Genomic DNA, 15,863 nt, shown 5'->3' on the forward strand with positions numbered 1-15,863 from the left:
ACTGGAGATTTGATATGGCACTCTACACGACACAGGCTCACGTCACCGGCGGCCGCGCCGGCCATGGCGAGACCAGCGACGGCCTGCTCAAGGTCGATCTGGCGATGCCCAAGGAACTCGGCGGGCCGGGTGGCGCCACCAATCCCGAGCAGCTTTTCGCCATCGGCTATGCCGCCTGCTTCGAAAGCGCCGTCCGCTTTATCGCGCGCAAACAGAAGCTGCCGCTTACAGACGCCGGGGTAACCTCTACCGTCAGCCTGCTTCCCAATGGCGAGGGCTTCAAGCTCGGTGTTGCGCTCGCGGTGGAAACAAAAGGCCTTGATCAGGCAGCCGCCGACGCGCTTGTATCGGCGGCGCACCAGGTTTGCCCCTATTCCAACGCCATCAAGGGCAATATCGACGTGGCGCTTTCGGTAAAGGCGGCATGACGACAAAAGTCGAAACGAAAGCCAAGGATGTCCCGGCGCAGGCCGCCGGGACTTTTCCCATGCCGCGGCTCGATCAGCAACTGTGCTTCGCGCTCTATTCGGCGAGCGGGTTGATGACCAAGGTTTACCGCCCGCTCCTCGAGCCGCTTGGCCTGACCTATCCGCAGTATCTGGTGATGCTGGCGCTGTGGGAGCGCGCGCCGAGCACGATCGGTGCGCTTGGCGAGGCGCTGGGCCTGGATTCCGCGACACTGACGCCGCTGCTCAAGCGGATGGAGGCGGGCGGCCTCGTCAGCCGCCGACGCGACGCCGCCGATGAGCGCCGGGTGCTGGTCGAGCCGACGGCCAAGGGCCAGGCGCTGCGCGCGCGCATGAAGGATGTGTCTTCAGCGCTTGCCTGCGGCGTGCCGCTGGCTCCGAGTGAAGTGAAAGCGCTGCACGCGACGCTTACCCAGCTGGTTGCAGGTCTGCGCAGCGCCATAGCCGATCACCCTTCAGCAGATGCCGAAACGCTGGTCTCGGGCTCGAGATAACCAGATCATCCTGAAATCCCTGAACTGAAGACATTGGAATCCGTTTTCGCCCGAGCTGACGCAGCGGACCGTCTTGCATGGCGCTTGCGGGAAGCTAAAGTCGGCGCCGGATTTCCTGTAAGCCCGGCCGATCTCCGGGCGCTTTCAATTTTCGGGAGTGTGTCATGACCAAAACGAAACTGCTGCTGGCCGGCCTGCTTGCTCTTGTCATGGCGCCTGTCGCCGCATGGGCGGCCGATGCGCTGCCCGATCTCGGCGGCAAGAAGGTGGTGGTGGTGACCGAGAACGCCTATCCACCGCTGCAGTTCATCGACGCCAAGACCGGCAAGCAGATCGGCTGGGAATATGATGCGATGAACGAGATCGCCAAGCGGCTGAATTTCAAGGTCGAGTACCAGAACACCTCCTGGGACGCGATGATCCAGGCGGTTTCCGACAACCAGTATAATATCGGCATGACCGGCATCACCATCAAGGACGACCGCAAGCAGAAGGTCGACTTCTCCGATCCCTATATGCGCTCGGAACAGTTCATGCTGGTGCGCGGCGATGAAAGCCGCTTCACCGACGCCAAGACCTTCGGCGCCTTCAAGGACGGGCTGATCGGCGCGCAGGCCGGCACGACGCCGTTCTACACCGCCGTCTACAGCGTGCTCGACGGCAATGAACAGAACCCGCGCATCAAACTGTTCGAGACCTTCGGCGCCACCGTGCAGGCGCTGAAATCCGGCGACGTCGATGTCGTGCTCACCGACGGCACCGCCGGCAAGGGCTACGTCGACGCTTCTGCGGGCAAGCTGAAGCTGATCGGCGGACCGCTCGGCAGCGAGGATTTCGGCTTCATCTTCCCGAAAGGATCGGACCTGGTGAAGCCGGTCAACGCCGCGATCGCCGCGCTGAAGGCCGATGGCACGCTCGATGCGCTGAACAAGAAGTGGTTTCTTGATTACAAGATGGGGCAGTGAGCTATCTTGATGGGGGTCTCGGGTGATAACGCGCTGACATTGCGCGAAGGCACCCCCGGCAGGCCAGAGGGGGGTGCCTTGGCGCGATCCTTTTGATGGGGGCACCCTCGACCAAACCCGACTTCCCCTGGTGGCTTGCCGTCGCCATCCTCCTCGCATTGGCGGCGGCGCTGTTCATCGCCACCAGCAGCCTTTACGCCCAGGTCTTCGCCACCGTCGCCAAGGGCATCTGGACCACCATCTTCGTCACCCTGATTGCCTTCGCCCTGGCGTCGATCATCGGTCTCGGCATCGCGTTGATGGGCCTGTCGGGTTCACCCTGGCTGCGGCAGGTCGCCCGCTTCTATGTCGAGATCATTCGCGGCGTGCCGATCCTGGTGCTGCTGTTCTGGATCGCCTTCGCCGGTGCGCCGGCCTTTGTCGCGGCCTGGAATGCGCTGACGGCGCCGCTGCAAAGCGCCGGCCTGTTCGGCGAGCTTTTGGTGCGCGACGTGTCGCTTTTGTGGCGCGCCATCATGGCGCTGACCATCGGCTACTCCGCCTTCATCTCCGAGGTCTTTCGCGCCGGCATCCAGTCGGTCGAGAAGGGCCAGATCGAAGCGGCCAAGGCGCTCGGCCTGAGCCGCACGCAGCGCTTCCGGCTGGTCGTGTTTCCGCAGGCGATCCGCACCATCCTGCCGCCGCTCGGCAATGATTTCGTCGCCCTGGTCAAGGATTCCTCGCTGGTCTCCGTGCTCGGCGTTGCCGACATCACCCAGATGGGCAAGGTCTATGCCGCCGGCTCGTTCCGCTTCTTCGAGACCTATTCTATAACAGCCTACATCTATCTCATCTTGACCGTCAGCCTGTCGCTGGCGCTCAGGGCGCTGGAGCGGCGCTTGCGCCGCCAGCATGAGGAATAGTTTTTGAGCGAAGACGGGGTTACGATCCTCGACATATTTCGTTGAGGAGGTCTCATGATCGTCGACAAAGCCAATGCGGCGCTGGATTCCGTCTATGGCGCCGGCTCGCCGGAAGCGCTTGAAGAGGCCTATGCCGCATGGGCCGCGACCTATGACAGCGAGACCGCCTCGCTTGGTTACTTGCTGCCGTTCCTGATCACCGCCTGGGTGGCACGCCATGTGCCGGCGGGTGAAGGCCCATTGCTCGATGCCGGCTGCGGTACCGGCCTGTCGGGGCCATCGCTGAAAGCGCTGGGCTATGGCGACATCGCCGGACTGGATCTCTCGGACGACATGCTCAAGATCGCCGGTAGTCGGAACGCCTACAGCGAGCTGAAGCAGGCGATGCTGGGCGGCCCGCTGCCATGGCCGGACGGTCATTTCCGCGCCTTCTTCTCGACTGGCGTGTTCACCATCAGCCACGCACCGGCGTCCGGCCTGCACGAACTGGTGCGCATCACCAGGAAGGGCGGCCACGCCATCTTCACCGTGCGCGACCAGGTGTTTGAAAGAGGTGGTTTTCAGGGCGTGTTCGATGAACTCACACAGGCGGGGAAATGGCGGCTCGTCGAAGAGAGCCCATGGTTCCGCTGCTACGCCATCGCCGAGCCGGATGCGCTGGTGAAGACCTTTGTGTTCGAAGTGATGTGAGCTGTGCCTTTCCTTCTCCCCTTGCGGGAGAAGGTGGCCTCGCGAAGCGAGGTCGGATGAGGGGTGTTCCAGCTTGGCAAGGACGGCGATCCTTGACGCACCCCTCATCCGTCTCGGCGCTGCGCGCCGATCCACCTTCCCCACAAGGGGGGAAGGAAAGCCGCGGCAAGACCGCAATTGCCGTTCCGATAAAACATTGCTATCTACGAGCCCATGGAAGAGCTTTTTGGCGATCCGGCTTACAAGGGGTTCGTGCTGCAGGACAGAAAACGCCTGCCGTCGCGCTTTTCCGCGCGCGTGTCTGGTGCACTGACCAGCCGACTTAGCTAGGCCGACCTGTCCAGGTCGTTTCGCCGGACCGAGCCTTACCGGCGTCTGCTCTTTCCCATTCTCATATCGACGGATTTACGCACATGAGCGCACCGCGCACCCTCTACGACAAGATTTTCGACGATCATATCGTCGACCGCCAGGACGATGGCACCTGCCTGCTCTATATCGACCGCCACCTCGTTCATGAAGTGACCAGCCCGCAGGCCTTCGAAGGCCTGCGCATGAGCGGCCGCAAGGTCCGGCATCCGGAAAAGACGCTGGCCGTGGTCGATCACAATGTCTCGACCTCGCCCGAGCGCAAGTTCGGCATCAAGAACGAGGAAAGCCGCATCCAGGTCGAGGCGCTGGCCAAGAACGCCAAGGATTTTGGCGTCGAATATTATTCCGAGAACGATATCCGCCAGGGCATCGTCCACATCATCGGCCCTGAGCAGGGCTTTACGCTGCCCGGCATGACCATCGTCTGCGGCGACAGCCACACCTCGACGCATGGCGCCTTCGGCGCGCTGGCGCATGGCATCGGCACTTCGGAAGTCGAGCATGTGCTGGCGACGCAGACGCTGATCCAGCGCAAGGCCAAGAACATGCTGGTGCGTGTCGACGGCAAGTTGCCGGAAGGTGTCACCGCCAAGGACATCATCCTGGCCATCATCGGCGAGATCGGCACCGCCGGCGGCACCGGCTATGTCATCGAATATGCCGGCGAGGCGATCCGCGCGCTGTCGATGGAAGGCCGCATGACGATCTGCAACATGTCGATCGAGGGTGGCGCGCGCGCCGGCCTGATCGCCGCCGACGAGACGACCTTCGCCTATGTCAAGGACAAGCCGCGTGCGCCGAAGGGCGCGGCCTGGGATGCGGCGCTCGAATACTGGAAGACGCTGCAGTCCGATGAAGGCGCGCATTTCGACAAGGTGATCGTGCTCGACGCGGCCAAGCTGCCGCCGATCGTCTCCTGGGGCTCCTCGCCCGAGGACGTCGTTTCGGTGCAAGGTGTCGTTCCCAATCCGGAAGAGATCACGGATGAAAACAAGCGCACCTCAAAGATCCGCGCGCTCGACTATATGGGCCTGACGCCGGGAACAAAGATCACCGACATCTCGCTCGACCGCGTCTTCATCGGCTCCTGCACCAATGGCCGCATCGAGGATCTGCGCGCCGTGGCCAAGGTGGTCGAGGGCAAGACGGTGAGTGCGCATGTCGATGCGATGATCGTGCCGGGATCCGGCCTGGTCAAGGAACAGGCTGAGGCCGAGGGTCTCGACAAGATCTTCATTGCCGCCGGTTTCGACTGGCGCGAGCCGGGTTGCTCGATGTGCCTGGCCATGAACGACGACCGGCTGAAGCCGCATGAACGCTGCGCCTCGACCTCGAACCGCAATTTCGAGGGCCGGCAAGGCTTCAAGGGCCGCACCCACCTGGTGTCGCCGGCCATGGCGGCTGCGGCGGCGATCGCCGGCCACTTCGTCGACATCCGCGACTGGAAATAGCTTTCGGTCTACACGTTTGATGGTTGCCAGACCCCGGATCGCATTGCGGTTCCGAGGCCTTTTTCATTCGCGCGGTCTCACATATTCGCTTGCGCTTAACCGCTTGTTTGGGCTTGAGCGCTAAAGGTCTTCCCTGACGTCAGTGAGGGGAAGTCACCGTCCTTTGGACACAGGTCTGTTCATAGCGCTGCTCAATCCAACGATCGCGCTGGCGCTCGGCGCGGCGTTCCTCGTGCTATGGACCTATCAACGCCACCGCCCTTACCTGGCCGTGCTGGCGTTCAGCTACGGTATTTCGGCACCCGGCTTTCTGTTCCAGTATTTCACCCTGCCGGTGGGCATGGCGCTGACCAAGCTGGTGTCCAACGTCTGCTTCACCATCGCCGGCTGTTGCCTGTCGGGCGCTATTGTCGCCCGCTACGGCCGCAAGGTGCCCTATGTGGCGATCGGCATACTGGGTGGAGGCGGTCTGGCGTCGCTGTGCTGGTTCCTGTTCGTCGCGCCGGATCTCACCTGGCGTATCCTGGCGATGAATTTTGCCTTCGGCGGCATCAGCCTTCTGGTCGCCGCCGAATTGCGGCCGGTGCGCAACAACGGCCCGACCGAGAAAATCCTGTTCGTGCTGTCGCTGCTGTCGGGCGTGAACTTCTTCGTGCGCACCCTTGTCGTCGTTATCGCGCATGGGCCGTTCACCAGCTATGACGGGTTCTACGGTTCGTCCTACTGGACAACAGCGCTGCTGTCGCATGCGCTGCTGTCACTGCTGATCGCGCTTTGCCTGTTCAGCGCCGCGGCCCTCGACGTGATGAAGGCGCTGAAGGCCGAGACGCACACGGATCCGCTTTCGGGTCTTCTCAACCGCCGTGGTTTCGAGGAGCGCGCGGCCCTGCTCCTGCAACACTGTGCGGCGGCCAAGTTTCCGGTGGCGCTGGTGCTGGCCGATCTCGATCATTTCAAGGCGCTCAACGATGTGCACGGGCACGCCGCCGGCGATCGCGTGATCGCCGACTTCGCCGCCAAGCTCCGGTCTGCGACCGGTGCGCGGGGTGCTGCCGGGCGCATCGGCGGCGAGGAGTTCGCGGTGCTCCTGCCGTTGAGCGATCTCGGAGCAGCGCGATTGTTCGCAGAGGCGGTGCGCACGCTCTATTCGGCCGGCAGCGTCGACGGGCTTCCCGCCGGCACAAGGGTCACCGCCAGCTTTGGCGTGGCGGCCCGCAGCGGCGAGGAAGCGCTGGAGCCCTTGATGCGCCGTGCCGACGAAGCGCTTTACAAGGCCAAGAAGAACGGCCGCGACAGCGTGCGCCTTTCCTACGAACGGCCCGAAGCGGTGTTCGTGCCGGAGCTTCCAAAGACCGGCTGATCCGTCTCCCAAGCCAGCGTTAACGTCTTTTTCGCCCGTCGGTGTTTATCTGAGACACGGGTGCGAAAGAGAGATGAGCGGCGCCAACTTCATCCTGTTGATCAACCTGTCGGTTGCCGGCCTGCTGGCGGCATCCTTCATGGCGGTCGCGTTCCATGATGTCGGCCGCGCCCCGGCGCGCTGGTTCGCCTTCGGTTATTTCCTGGGCATGGCGTATTCAGCGATCGAATTCAGCATTCCCGCCTTCACCGATGCCCGGATCCCGGTGGTCACCGCCTTCGCGGTCTTCCTTGGCGCCACCATGGCCTTCAACGCCGGACTGGCCCGCAAATACGGCGTCGCGCCGCCATGGCCGCCGATGCTGTTCTTCCTGGTCGCCGCCACCATGGCCGTCTATTTCGTGCAGGACCTGCCGCGCCAGTCGCTGACACGCATCATGGCCTATCAGCTTCCCTATGCCGTCATGCAATTCGTCGGACTGGCCATCGTCTGGTCGTCCAGGCAAAGGCGTGGCCGCCTCGATCGCATCCTGATGGCCGTGCTGGCCGCCAGCGCTGTGCAGTTCGCCTCAAAGCCGTTCATTGCGCATGCGCTTGGCGGTTGGGGTGCCAATCCGCAGGCCTATTTGCAAAGCAGCTATGCGCTGGTCTCGCAATCGCTCGGCACTGTCTTTGCGCTGGCGCTCGCGCTGCTGATGCTGGGCATCCTGGTTCGTGAGGTGCTGGCTGACGTGACGTCGAAGTCGGAGACGGATACGCTATCGGGACTGCTCAATCGCGGTGCTTTCACGCGCCAGGCCGAGCTTGCTGTGCTTGGTGCCATCCGGCAAGGCGTGCCGGTGGCGCTGGTCATTGCCGATCTCGATCATTTCAAGCGTATCAACGACAGTTTCGGCCACGCCTCCGGCGACCGCGTGATCGAGACCTTTGCCGGGTTCCTGCGCGAGGCGGCCGCCGGCCACCATGTCGCCGGCCGCATTGGCGGCGAGGAATTCGCCATTATCCTGCCGGGAACCAACCTGGCGGCAGCCCGGCTGTTCGCCGAAGGCACTCGCAGCGCATTTGGGGCGCTGCCCATAGACGGGCTGCCGGCGGACATCAGCTGCACGGCGAGTTTCGGCGTTGCCGAACTTCATCCCGGTGAAACCATTGCCGATCTCATGCGGCGCGCGGACGAGGCGCTTTATCTGGCGAAGAATGCGGGGCGCAACTGCGTGCGCGCCTCAGCCGGGCCGGAAGGCGAGTGGCCGTCCAACGCGATCGCCATTAACTTTAGCGGCAGGGGCTGAGTTCGGGCATTTCGCCGTCGGAAAGCCCGTACATGTAGCTGCGGCCCTTCACGAACACCGGTGGCCGGTAGCAATCGCTGTAGCCTGATATCTCGTCGGCTTCGTTCTCGTAGATCACCTTGGGCTGGCCGGCACTGGTGTAGTCGGACAGTTGCTTGGCCAGCTTGCCTTCGCCGACGATGATACGCTTGTAGCCGGCGGCGCTGTCGATGACGAGATTGCCGAAGGAATCGGCGTAGACGCGATCCTGATGACGGGCACCGGCGAGTGCGGGTGCCGCCATGCCGGCGACCGCAGCCGCCAGGACGAGCGCCGCAAGGCGCGATCTGCCAGAGTTCGAACGCATGGCGTCCTCCATGAAAGTCACCGCGAATCAGAAATTAACCTTTTATTAACCTTTGTTAAGGGGCTGACGCGATGTGCGGCGATGTCTCGTCAAACATGGTTAATTTCCGACTGGAGGGAAAACCCGATGGCCATCATTCGGCCATGCTTGCCCGCTCCATCGCAGCCGGCGTCGAGTGGATCCACAGGTGACGTGGGAGCAACCTTGATCTTGGCGCGGTATAGCGGCTAGTTTGCCGCCACGGGAGGACAGCATATGGCGTTAGGCCGCACGGTTTGGGTGTCCGTTTTCCCGTTGATGATTGTCGTTGCGGCCTGTGTGCCGCAGGATGGCGCGCCGAAGGTGGCCAATCCCGCCGCTCCCGCTCAGCAGTCCAGTGCGACCGTGGCGGCCCCGGCATCGACGCCTCCAGCACCGGCAACCAAGACCATCACCGATCTCACCGCGCCGCGCTCCACTGTGGGCACAGCAACCTATGGATGCGGCAATGGCAGCGCGATCACCATTCAAAATCTTGGCTCATCGTTGCGTGTGATCGAGCCGAATGGCGTGACCGAAGAGTTTTTGGCGTCGCCCGCCAACCAGTCCAGCCGCTACCAGGAGACTGCCACGCATAACGCAATCGTGATCGACGGGCGTGAGGCGCTGGTGATGAAGCGGGGCTCGACGCCGCAGACCTGCAAGCGGTAGGCCGCACGACGGATGCGCAGCGTATGCTGCAGTGCAGCGATATCGAGCCGGCTTCGGGCCGCCGACCCCTAATCGATTGAAGCCCGAGCCTGCCTTTTTGTCAGACTAAATGACGTTTCCAAAACGATTTTCCGGCTTTGACGCGGTGCAAAAAGAGCATTAGAAACCGGCTGTCCGAAGTCATACGTGAAGGCGGCAAATGCCGCTTCCCCATAGCGGCTCCGAACATCGAACTGGGGGAGCCATGAGCAAATCACCAGCCACCCGCGAACTTGCCAGACGTGAACGGCCGCTCTCGCCGCATCTGACGATCTACCGGCCGCCGATCACCATGACGATGTCGATCATCCATCGCATCACCGGTGGTGCGCTCTATTTCGGCACGTTGCTGGTTACCGTGTGGCTGATGGCGGCGGCGACCTCGCAGGGCGCTTTCGATTGGGTCAACTGGGCGTTCGGCACCTGGCTCGGCCGGCTCATCCTGTTCGGCTACACCTGGGCGCTGATGCATCACATGCTCGGCGGCGTGCGCCACTTCATCTGGGACACCGGCGCCGGGCTCGAGAAGCACACGGCATCGAAGATCGCCTGGGCGACGCTCGCCGGGTCGGTTGTGCTCACGCTGCTGATCTGGATCGCCGGCTATATGGCGCGGGGAGCCTTGTGATGAGCGGCAACAAAAGCAACGATATGCGCACGCCGCTGGCGAAGGTCCGTGGTCTCGGCTCGTCGCATGAGGGCACGCAGCATTTCTGGCGCCAGCGGCTGACGGCGCTCGCCAACATTCCGCTGACGCTGTTTTTCGTCGGGTTCCTGATTGCGCTCAACGGTGCCGGTTATGCGGAGGTGCGGGCAGCACTTGCCAATCCGTTCGTGGCGCTGGTGATGATCCTTTTCCTGATCTCCGGACTCTACCACATGCGGCTCGGCATGCAGGTGATCATCGAGGACTATGTGATCAGCGAAGGCCTGAAGCTGGCGACGATCGCGCTCAGCACATTTTTCACCATAGCGGTCGGCGTCGCCTCGATCTTCGCCCTGCTTAAACTTGCATTCGGAGGCTGAGTTGGCCAAGGACGCGAAATCAGCCAACACGGCAGGCTACACTTTTGTCGACCACAAATTCGACGTCGTCGTCGTCGGCGCTGGCGGCGCCGGCCTGCGCGCCACGCTCGGCATGGCCGAGCAGGGCCTGCGCACCGCTTGCATCACCAAGGTGTTCCCGACCCGCTCGCATACGGTGGCCGCGCAAGGCGGCATTGCCGCGTCGCTGTCCAATATGGGTCCCGATTCCTGGCAGTGGCACATGTACGATACCGTCAAGGGATCGGACTGGCTGGGCGATGTCGACGCCATGGAATATCTGGTGCGCGAAGCGCCGGCGGCGGTCTACGAGCTCGAGCATTACGGGGTGCCGTTCTCGCGCACCGAAGAGGGCAAGATCTACCAGCGGCCGTTCGGCGGCCACATGATGAATTACGGCGACGGCCCGCCGGTGCAGCGCACCTGTGCCGCCGCCGACCGCACCGGCCACGCCATCCTGCATACGCTCTACGGCCAGTCGCTGAAGAACAACGCGCAGTTCTTCATCGAGTATTTCGCGCTCGACCTGATCATGGAGCCGGACGGCACCTGCACCGGCGTCGTTGCCTGGAATCTCGATGACGGCACCATCCACCGCTTCTCAGCCAAGATGGTGGTGCTGGCGACCGGCGGCTATGGCCGCGCCTATTTCTCGGCGACCTCCGCGCACACCTGCACCGGCGACGGCGGCGGCATGGCCGCCAGAGCGGGTTTCCCGCTCCAGGACATGGAGTTCGTGCAGTTCCACCCGACCGGTATTTATGGCGCTGGCTGCCTGATCACCGAGGGCGCGCGCGGCGAGGGCGGCTATCTCGTCAATTCCGAAGGCGAGCGCTTCATGGAGCGCTATGCGCCGTCGGCCAAGGACCTGGCCTCGCGCGACGTTGTATCGCGCTGCATGACGCTGGAAATCCGCGAGGGGCGCGGCGTCGGCAAGAAGAAGGACCACATCTTCCTGCATCTCGACCATCTTGACCCAGCGGTCTTGCACGAAAGGCTCCCGGGCATTTCGGAATCAGCAAAAATCTTCGCTGGCGTCGACCTGACCAAGGAGCCCATCCCGGTGCTGCCGACGGTGCACTACAATATGGGCGGCGTGCCGACCAATTACTGGGGTGAGGTGCTGAGCCCGACCTCGGAGAATCCGGACAAGGTATCGCCCGGCCTGATGGCGGTCGGCGAGGCCGGCTGCGCCTCGGTGCACGGCGCCAACCGGCTCGGCTCGAACTCGCTCATCGACCTTGTCGTGTTCGGCCGCGCCGCGGCGATCCGCGCCGGTCAGGTCATCGACCGCAAGTCGGCCATCCCGTCGCCCAACGAGGCCTCGGTCGAGAAGATCATGGATCGCTTCGACGGACTGCGCCACGCCAACGGCTCGACGCCGACCGCGGTGCTGCGCGAGAAGATGCAGAAGGCGATGCAGGAAGACGCGGCTGTGTTCCGCACGCAGGAATCGCTGGAGAACGGCTGCAAGCGCATCTCGGAAATCTGGAACGAGCTCAAGGACATCAAGGTCTCCGACCGCTCGATGATCTGGAATTCCGACCTGGTGGAGACGCTGGAGCTGGAAAACCTGATGGCCAACGCCATCACCACCGTCTACAGCGCCGAGGCCCGCAAGGAGAGCCGTGGCGCGCATGCGCGCGAAGATTTCGCGTCGCGCGACGATGTCACCTGGCGCAAGCACACGCTGGCCAAGCTGAGCGAGGACGGCAAGGTGTCGCTCTCCTACCGGCCGGTCCACACCGAGCCGCTGCTGGCTGAAAAGGACGGTGGCATCAGCCTCGCCAAGATCGCGCCCAAGGCCAGGGTGTATTGAGATGGCGCTGGCGGCCTCGGGATATTCCGCGACCCCGCTTCCGGCCAAGCTTGGCCTGAAGGCCGGCATGGTCGCGGCGTTCATTGCGCTGCCTGATGATCTCAACGATCTCGCGGAGGCCGTCGACTTCGCTCAAGTCGATCGGTTGGGAGACTGGTCCGATATTTCGGGGACGACGCTCAAATATGATGCCGTCCATGCCTTCGCAATGCAGCGGGCCGAGATCGAGGATCGCCTCGGCGATGTCCAGTCGGCGATCAAACGTAACGGCATGGTCTGGGTGTCGTGGCCGAAAAAGGCATCGAAAGTGCCGACAGATGTCACCGAAGGCGTTGTCCGCACTGAAGCGCTGAAGCTCGACCTTGTCGACGTCAAGGTCGCCGCCGTCAATGAAATCTGGTCCGGGCTGAAGCTCGTCATCCGAAAGGACCTGAGGTAATGGTCGAACTGACGCTCCCCAAGAACTCGAAGATCCAGCAAGGCAAGACCTGGCCGAAGCCGGAAGGCGCCACCAATCTGCGGGAATACCGCATCTACCGCTGGTCGCCGGATGATGACGAGAATCCGCGCATCGACACCTATTTCGTCGACATGGACGATTGCGGGCCGATGGTGCTCGACGCGCTGCTGTGGATCAAGAACAAGATCGACCCGACGCTGACCTTGCGCCGCTCCTGCCGCGAAGGCATTTGCGGCTCCTGCGCCATGAACATCGACGGCTCGAACACGCTGGCCTGCACCAAGGGTTGCGACGACATTTCCGGCGCCGTGAAAGTTTATCCGCTGCCGCACATGCAGGTGGTCAAGGATTTGGTGCCCGACCTCACCAATTTCTACGCCCAGCACGCATCGATCCAGCCATGGCTGCAGACGGTGTCACCGACGCCGGCCAAGGAATGGCTGCAGAGCCACGAGGACCGCGAGAAGCTCGACGGGCTCTATGAATGCATCCTGTGCGCCTGCTGCTCGACCTCTTGCCCGAGCTATTGGTGGAACGGTGACCGCTATCTCGGCCCGGCAACCCTCCTGCAGGCCTATCGCTGGCTGATCGACAGCCGCGACGAGGCCAAGGGCGAGCGGCTCGACAATCTCGAAGACCCGTTCCGGCTCTATCGCTGCCACACCATCATGAACTGCGCGCAGACCTGTCCCAAGGGCCTCAACCCGGCCAAGGCGATCGCGGAAATCAAGAAGATGATGGTGGAGCGCAGGGTCTGACGCCGACGTTACCCGCGGATTTCTCCCAGGACGCCGTCGAGGCCCTCCGTGCGCGCCTCGATCTGGTGCGAAGCCAGGGCGTAAAAATCCTGTTCGCCATCGAAAGCGGCAGCCGCGCCTGGGGCTTTCCGTCGCCCGACAGCGACTATGACTGCCGCTTTGTCTATATCAGGCCTGTGTCGGATCACCTCGTCCTGCAGCAGCCGCGCGACGTGATCGAGTTCCCGATCGAAGGTGAGATCGATGCCGGCGGCTGGGATCTGCGCAAGGCCGTGCTGCTGGCGCTCGGCGGCAATGCGGTCATCGTCGAATGGGCAAAATCGCCCATCGTCTATGAGCAAGTCGCGGGATTTCGCCCGCGCCTTCTCGACCTGCTGGCCGAGATCGTCGATCCGGCAAAGGTCTCGCACCACTATCTCGGCCTGGCGCGTTCACATGTCGCCAAGATCGGCAGTTTTTCCGGTGAGGTGAGGCTGAAGAAGCTGTTCTATCTGATCCGCCCGCTGGTCGCGCTGGACTGGATGGAACAGCGCGGCTTTGACCGCCTGCCGCCGATGAACCTTGGCGAATGCCTCGACCAAACGGACGTGCCGGCGCCGGCAGCAGAGGAAATCCGCCGCCTGATCGAGCAGAAGGGCCAGACGCGGGAGATGGGATCCGGTCTCATCCCGAGCGCAATCGCGCGCTATCTCGAAGCGCGCTATGGTCACCACGAAATGAACCTTGCCGTCACCGTCAGGGATGACGCCCGGCAGGCGCGCAAACATGCCCTTGCAACCGCGTTCTACCGCCGGGAAGCTGAACAGCTTTCATGAGTGAAGATATTCTCATGCCAGAGCGGATCGCCGTTTCCATGAAACGGTGAAACGTTCCAGTTGGGCCGCCGGCCACGTCCGATCGCTTTCCAAACATGCGACTATATTAGCGATAGCGCAAATAGACGATTGCCACATTCACAAGGCGACCAGTATTGTCTTAGTATAGTCTTAAGTGATGTTCGATATTCACCTTCTCGACCGTCGTTCGAGTGCCAAGTGATGCGCGGCTTCATCGGGAATGGGTATTCAGTATCCGGGCTATTGGTCAGCGCCACAACAGTGGGATCGCTCACCTGGCTTCTGTCGCTGATCTATTCTCAGGAAAAGGGGCTGCTCGCGGCCCTCGGCCTTGGGGTTTTGATCGCGCTTCTCTTGCTTGACGGTTTCCGGAACAAGAAGGCGGATCAGCAAAAAAGCGGGTGGTTCAGGCTCTATTACTCGCTCTTCCCCGGCCTTTTATTCCTTGTCTATGTCTATCTCGAAAGTGTCTTCGGCTATTTTGACTGGGGTGCGATGTTCATGCATGCCGGCGCTGGGATGGTTACGCCCGGTGTCGTCCTTGAGTATCTGTGGAATACCGGAAGCACGATGCTGGTCATTGTGGTCGTCCTGTTCGGCCTTGGCGCCCTGAAGGCGCGCGGCACGTTGACCAGAGGATTGGATGTCGCCCTGATGGCGTTCTTCCTGGCGGCAAACCCGATGCTGACGCGCCCGATCTCGGCGGCGATCCATCCCAACCCGCTGCATGATTTCCTGTCCACGCAGTTCGTCGATATCGCCCCGTTGACAAGGCCGGAGGGCGGAACGGCGTCCGAGACCGACGCGCCAAAGAACCTGGTCCACATTTTCATCGAGAGCGCCGAGCGCACTTACATGGACAGGGCCGAGTTTGGCGACGTTATGGATCCGCTGCTCGAATTCGACAGGAGTGGCGTTTCGGCGACCAACATGGTGCAGCTTGCCTACACCAACAATTCCATCTCCGGGATGGTCGCCGCGAACTGTGGAACGCCGCTGCTGATAACGTTCTTCACGACGCGCCAGTATCTGGAGGAGAATTCGCAATTCCTGCCAGGCCTGACCTGCCTGGGCGATGTTCTGAAGGCGCGGGGTTATCAGCAGAACTTCGTTACCGGCTGGCCGCTCAGCTTCACCGGCCAGGGGACATTCTATTCCACCCATGGCTACTCATCGCTTTTCGGGGGATCCGAAGTGGTCGCCGCCGTTGACGGGCGTGGCAACTCTTTTGGCGCAGACGACGCCGAAGTCCTGAACCTGAGCCTGGACATTTTGCGGCGCGCGCAGCGCGATGGCAAACCGTTCTCGTTAACGATCGCCGTCAGCGGCGGGCATGCGATGGATGGCTACCTCTCGGACAAATGCATCGGCAAGACAGGCCTTTCGCCGCAAGCTCCCAATATTCTCCACGCCGTGAAATGCACGAACATGCTCATTGCCGACTTCATCCACAAAGCCGAGGCCGAAGGTCTGATGGCAAACACCGTTCTGGCGTTGCAAAGCGATCATATCAGTGCGCCGAGCACGGTGACGGATCGCCTGAACAGACATGAACGACGCAACTTTTTCTCGCTGTCGGGGGAAGGCATTCCGTCCAAAATGCATACCGGGCTTTCGGGCACGATTGACATATTTCCCACCATCCTCGACGCGCTGGATGTGCCGCTCCCCAATGACCAGGCCGCCTTTGGCGTCTCGCTGCTCGGGGATCGACCGACGCTGGCCCAGGAACTTGGACAGAACCGGTTCGATGACGCGATCCATGCGGAGGACGTGCTCGTCAGATCATTCTGGCAGCCGAAACCGAAGCGAAAGGCCGCGGCGCCTGGGACTGATGCGCTCTAGCAGGCTGTTCCATCCCGGTTGAATCGGGATGGGAGCT

General features: G+C 62.4%; 17 protein-coding genes. 16 read left to right on the forward strand and 1 reads right to left on the reverse strand.

Translation table 11 applies throughout. From position 1 onward, the window contains the following. Positions 1-14: 14 nt before the first annotated feature. The 8 genes from EB235_RS05855 to EB235_RS05890 all read left to right on the forward strand — a co-directional run bounded on the left by EB235_RS05855 (position 15) and on the right by EB235_RS05890 (position 7,989). Entirely contained in the window at positions 15-428 is a 414-nt protein-coding gene (locus EB235_RS05855) for an organic hydroperoxide resistance protein (RefSeq protein WP_027031899.1), read from the forward strand. Next, a complete protein-coding gene (locus tag EB235_RS05860) occupies positions 425-961 on the forward strand; it encodes a MarR family winged helix-turn-helix transcriptional regulator (protein WP_027031898.1) in 537 nt (178 codons plus the stop codon). The genes EB235_RS05855 and EB235_RS05860 overlap by 4 nt, the downstream gene beginning before the upstream one ends. A gap of 164 nt (positions 962-1,125) precedes the next feature. Next, entirely contained in the window at positions 1,126-1,926 is an 801-nt protein-coding gene (locus EB235_RS05865) for a transporter substrate-binding domain-containing protein (protein ID WP_027031897.1), read from the forward strand. Between the two features lie 95 nt (positions 1,927-2,021). After that, on the forward strand, positions 2,022-2,828 hold the full coding sequence (locus EB235_RS05870) for an amino acid ABC transporter permease (protein WP_032925668.1): 807 nt from the start codon (positions 2,022-2,024) through the stop codon (positions 2,826-2,828). A gap of 54 nt (positions 2,829-2,882) precedes the next feature. Then, positions 2,883-3,518, forward strand: coding sequence for a class I SAM-dependent DNA methyltransferase (locus tag EB235_RS05875; protein ID WP_027031895.1), 636 nt, complete (start codon positions 2,883-2,885; stop codon positions 3,516-3,518). Positions 3,519-3,931: 413 nt separating this feature from the next. Continuing rightward, positions 3,932-5,341, forward strand: coding sequence for a 3-isopropylmalate dehydratase large subunit (leuC, locus tag EB235_RS05880; RefSeq protein ID WP_027031894.1), 1,410 nt, complete (start codon positions 3,932-3,934; stop codon positions 5,339-5,341). Between the two features lie 163 nt (positions 5,342-5,504). Next, a complete protein-coding gene (locus tag EB235_RS05885; protein WP_027031893.1) occupies positions 5,505-6,701 on the forward strand; it encodes a GGDEF domain-containing protein in 1,197 nt (398 codons plus the stop codon). A gap of 73 nt (positions 6,702-6,774) precedes the next feature. Next, positions 6,775-7,989, forward strand: a complete 1,215-nt coding sequence (locus EB235_RS05890) for a GGDEF domain-containing protein (protein WP_027031892.1) — start codon at positions 6,775-6,777, stop codon at positions 7,987-7,989. On the opposite strand, the gene EB235_RS05895 is transcribed toward EB235_RS05890, so the two are convergent. Continuing rightward, a complete protein-coding gene (locus EB235_RS05895; protein ID WP_027031891.1) occupies positions 7,973-8,335 on the reverse strand; it encodes a hypothetical protein in 363 nt (120 codons plus the stop codon). The two genes, EB235_RS05890 and EB235_RS05895, sit on opposite strands and share 17 nt — an antisense overlap. A gap of 255 nt (positions 8,336-8,590) precedes the next feature. Here EB235_RS05895 and EB235_RS05900 point away from each other — a divergent pair, with 255 nt between their 5' ends. The 8 genes from EB235_RS05900 (at position 8,591) to EB235_RS05935 (ending at position 15,826) form a co-directional block, all read left to right on the forward strand. Continuing rightward, on the forward strand, positions 8,591-9,025 hold the full coding sequence (locus EB235_RS05900) for a hypothetical protein (RefSeq protein ID WP_027031890.1): 435 nt from the start codon (positions 8,591-8,593) through the stop codon (positions 9,023-9,025). A 244-nt stretch (positions 9,026-9,269) separates the two neighbouring features. After that, positions 9,270-9,692, forward strand: coding sequence for a succinate dehydrogenase, cytochrome b556 subunit (gene sdhC / locus EB235_RS05905; protein ID WP_027031889.1), 423 nt, complete (start codon positions 9,270-9,272; stop codon positions 9,690-9,692). Next, positions 9,692-10,090 carry a succinate dehydrogenase, hydrophobic membrane anchor protein gene (gene sdhD, locus EB235_RS05910; protein ID WP_027031888.1) on the forward strand — a complete coding sequence of 133 codons (399 nt, stop codon included), beginning with the start codon at positions 9,692-9,694 and terminating at the stop codon, positions 10,088-10,090. The genes sdhC and sdhD overlap by 1 nt, the downstream gene beginning before the upstream one ends. Position 10,091: 1 nt before the next feature. After that, positions 10,092-11,927: a succinate dehydrogenase flavoprotein subunit gene (gene sdhA, locus EB235_RS05915; RefSeq protein ID WP_027031887.1), complete on the forward strand. Its 1,836-nt coding sequence runs from the start codon at positions 10,092-10,094 to the stop codon at positions 11,925-11,927. Position 11,928: 1 nt separating this feature from the next. Next, on the forward strand, positions 11,929-12,366 hold the full coding sequence (locus EB235_RS05920; RefSeq protein WP_027031886.1) for a DUF3052 family protein: 438 nt from the start codon (positions 11,929-11,931) through the stop codon (positions 12,364-12,366). Beyond that, the gene (locus EB235_RS05925) at positions 12,366-13,145 is read left to right on the forward strand and encodes a succinate dehydrogenase iron-sulfur subunit (RefSeq protein ID WP_027031885.1); all 780 of its coding nucleotides are present in this window, start codon (positions 12,366-12,368) and stop codon (positions 13,143-13,145) included. The genes EB235_RS05920 and EB235_RS05925 overlap by 1 nt, the downstream gene beginning before the upstream one ends. Positions 13,146-13,210: 65 nt before the next feature. Further along, positions 13,211-13,960: a nucleotidyltransferase domain-containing protein gene (locus EB235_RS05930; protein WP_027031884.1), complete on the forward strand. Its 750-nt coding sequence runs from the start codon at positions 13,211-13,213 to the stop codon at positions 13,958-13,960. A 222-nt stretch (positions 13,961-14,182) separates the two neighbouring features. Further along, positions 14,183-15,826, forward strand: a complete 1,644-nt coding sequence (locus tag EB235_RS05935; RefSeq protein ID WP_051429716.1) for a sulfatase-like hydrolase/transferase — start codon at positions 14,183-14,185, stop codon at positions 15,824-15,826. The last annotated feature ends 37 nt before the right edge of the window (positions 15,827-15,863 follow it).

This window comes from Mesorhizobium loti R88b (assembly GCF_013170845.1).
Lineage (GTDB): Bacteria > Pseudomonadota > Alphaproteobacteria > Rhizobiales > Rhizobiaceae > Mesorhizobium > Mesorhizobium loti_B.